General features: G+C 62.2%; 4 protein-coding genes. All 4 read left to right on the plus strand.

The features are described from left to right. Positions 1–288 (plus strand): hypothetical protein (locus VMA74_RS08605; RefSeq protein ID WP_325366226.1); only part of this gene is annotated, 288 nt, incomplete at its 5' end. Between the two features lie 75 nt (positions 289–363). Then, positions 364–642: a type II toxin-antitoxin system RelE/ParE family toxin gene (locus VMA74_RS08610; protein ID WP_325366227.1), complete on the plus strand. Its 279-nt coding sequence runs from the start codon at positions 364–366 to the stop codon at positions 640–642. Between the two features lie 16 nt (positions 643–658). Beyond that, positions 659–961: a HigA family addiction module antitoxin gene (locus VMA74_RS08615; protein WP_325366228.1), complete on the plus strand. Its 303-nt coding sequence runs from the start codon at positions 659–661 to the stop codon at positions 959–961. Positions 962–1,171: 210 nt separating this feature from the next. Further along, on the plus strand, positions 1,172–3,100 hold the full coding sequence (locus VMA74_RS08620; protein ID WP_325366229.1) for a cytochrome b/b6 domain-containing protein: 1,929 nt from the start codon (positions 1,172–1,174) through the stop codon (positions 3,098–3,100). Positions 3,101–3,134: the final 34 nt, after the last annotated feature.

Raw genomic sequence — 3,134 nt, forward strand, 5'->3', positions numbered from 1 at the left:
TTGCTGGCCATTCTCTTCATCTTCTCGATCCACTTCGTGAATACCCACCTGAGACCCGACAGCTTTCCCATGGACATGGTGGTCTTTACCGGCGTGGAGAGCGAAGAGGAGTTCAAGCACAAGCGGCCGCTCGAGTATCAGCGGCTGGCCGCCGAGGGCAAGCTGGAATCGCGGCTGGGTATCGCGCCGCCGGTCTGGCTCACCAACTTCTCTCGCGTGGCCGGCACCACGGCGATCTTCATCGGATTGCTGCTGCTGGTGCTGACGCTGAGCGCGTACCTTCGATAATGGAAGCTGGGCAGCCGATCTGCGGAGCACGCACAATCCCTTGACGCGTGACGCGCTACACGCTACATTAGACAGGTGATCAGATCCTTTCGGCACGCCGGCCTGGAAAAGTTCTTCCTCGTGGGCAGCAAGGCCGGGATTCAGCCTGTGCACGCGAAAAAGCTCCGCCTTCAACTCGGCCTGCTGAATACGGCGAAGAATGCGAAGCGCATGAACGTTCCTGGATGGGATTTGCACCCGCTTAAAGGCAATCTTGCCGGGCATTGGTCGATTAAGGTCAACGGTAATTGGCGCTTGACGTTCATCTTCGAAGGCGAAGACGCCGTTCTCGTGGATTACCAGGACTATCACTGAGGATAGGAGGCTTGACATGGCAAGGATGTACAACCCGCCCCACCCCGGAGAGCTGCTAAGGGAATATCTCGGCAGTATGCAGGTTGGCGAAGCAGCAAAGCGCCTTCGCGTCGCCCGATCCACGCTCTCGCGGCTGCTGAATGGTCACGCATCTTTTACGGCGGCGATGGCGCTTCGCCTTGCTGATGCGCTGGGCACTGAGCCCGAAGCCTGGCTCGACCTGCAACAGCAATACGACCTCTGGCACGCAGCCAGGCGGAAACGGCCGAAGATCGCGCGTATTCCGCTGCCCGGCCGCATCGACGATGCCGCGGCGTAGTCACTCCGGTGAAGAAGAATCAAGAGCGCTTCCCCAATCGCTCTGGCGTTCTTTGCGGCGCCAGCGGTCTCGTTACCACTGGAAGGCCAAGCGCCAAGCATTGATGCGGATGCGCCACGCCGTCGCAAATAAGCTGATAGCCACCGGCTCCCGGCTGCCCCTGTGACTCCTGTCACGGCAGGAAAACGCGCCGAGGCATCTCCTTGAAGCGTGGACTCTGCTCGACGGTTTCTTGTTGCCACGCTCGCTTTCTTCCTTCTCTCCTGGGCCTCGAACGCACCCGCCGCGCAAAAGCTCAAGGATGCCGACTGCCTCACCTGCCACGGCGACTCCTCGTTGACCACCGAGGAAAACGGCAAGACGGTCAGCCTCTACGTCGACCAGAACAAGTTCAAGCACTCCGTCCATGGCAGGATGTTCCACTGCGTAGACTGCCACGCGGACGTGAAGAGCCTGGCGCACGATACCCCACCCGCTAAAATCACCTGCGCGCAATGCCACGCCGACGCCCAGGCCGCTTACGCGCACAGCGTGCACGCCCGCAAGACCGGGCCGGGCCAAACCGCCGCGGCAACCTGCGGCAACTGCCACGGCAGCGCGCACGAAATCATCGGCCCGGGTGGCCCCGGCTCGCCTGTGTACCACGCCAATATTCCCGCCACCTGCGGCCAGTGCCACGGCCAGAAGTTCCTCATGGAGTCGAACGGCGAAACGGCGCAGCCATTCATTAACTATCAGGACAGCGTGCATGGGCGCGCGGTGGCCAACGGATCAATGCAGGCCGCCGTCTGCACCGATTGCCACGGCGCGCACGACATTCTGCCCGCCAGCCAGGCGCAATCGCCCATTTACAAATTCAACGTCGCGGCCACCTGCGGCAAGTGCCACAGCGAAGTGGCCGGCACCTTCAACGCCAGCATTCATGGGCAGGCGCTGGCGCGCGGCAATCAAATGGCTCCCACCTGCACCGATTGCCACGGCATCCATTCCATCAAGCAGCATACCGATCCCAATGCGCAGGTGGCCGAGCAGAATCTTTCGCGCGACGTCTGCGCCCGCTGCCACGCCGGCGTGCGCCTCTCGCAGGAGTTTGGCGTTCCGGGCAACCGGGTCACCAGCTACTTCGACAGCTATCACGGGCTGGCGGCGGAAGGCGGGTCGGTGATCGCCGCCAACTGCTCCAGCTGCCACGGTGTGCACGATATTCTGCCCTCGAGCGATCCGCGATCGACCATCAATCGCGCCAATCTCGACGCCACCTGCGGCAAATGCCACAAAGGCGTGACCCAGAAGTTCACGCGCACTCCGGTTCACCTGCAGATGGGCGCCGGCTCCGGCGACATCGATTCCGTCGCGGTGCGCTGGGTGCGCTGGATCTATCTTCCGCTCATCCTGCTCGTGATCGGCGCCATGTTTCTGCACAACGCCATCATCTGGCGCAGCAAGGCCATCGCGCGCCGGCGCATGCTCAATCCGTTCATGACGCGCATGACGGTCAATCAGCGCTGGCAGCATCTGATTCTGCTCACGAGCTTCATCATTCTTGTCATCACGGGCTTCGCCCTCAAGTTCCCCGACACCTGGTTTGCGCACACGCTGGGCATGGGCGAGCATCTCCGCGGCATCATTCATCGCATCGCCGGCGTGGTGCTCATCGCCGCCGGTTTCTATCACCTCTTCTATCTCGCGCTGTCGGGCGATGGGCGCCGCCTGCTGTGCGACCTGGCGCCGCGGCCGAAAGATGCTTTCGATGCGTGGGGTACCATGCGCTACTACCTCGGCTTGAGCGCCGAGAAGCCCAGGTTCGGCCGCTTCAATTACGCCGAAAAAGCTGAGTACTGGGCGCTGGTTTGGGGAACGGCGCTGATGGGACTCACCGGCATCATGATCTGGGCCAAGGTCTGGGTCGGCGACACGCTGGCCCGCTGGTGGGTCGATGTCGCCACCGCCGTCCACTTCTACGAGGCGATTCTCGCCACCCTGGCAATCCTGGTGTGGCACTTCTACCAGGTCTTCTTCGATCCCGACGTGTATCCCATGAACTGGGCGTGGTGGGACGGCAAGATGCCCGTGGAGCACTACAAGCACGAGCATGAACTGGATGCCCGAAGCGACGAGCTAGGAGACGGCAGCCGGTAGCCGTAAGTCCTGGCTAGCGAGCCCACATTACGCG

This window comes from Dyella sp. (genome assembly GCF_035508675.1).
Taxonomy (GTDB): domain Bacteria; phylum Pseudomonadota; class Gammaproteobacteria; order Xanthomonadales; family Rhodanobacteraceae; genus Dyella_B.

Bases quoted from the DNA above. Each gene is read 5' to 3' on its own strand.
- VMA74_RS08615 (WP_325366228.1), top strand. From the start codon at position 659: ATGGCAAGGATGTACAACCCGCCCCACCCCGGAGAGCTGCTAAGGGAA.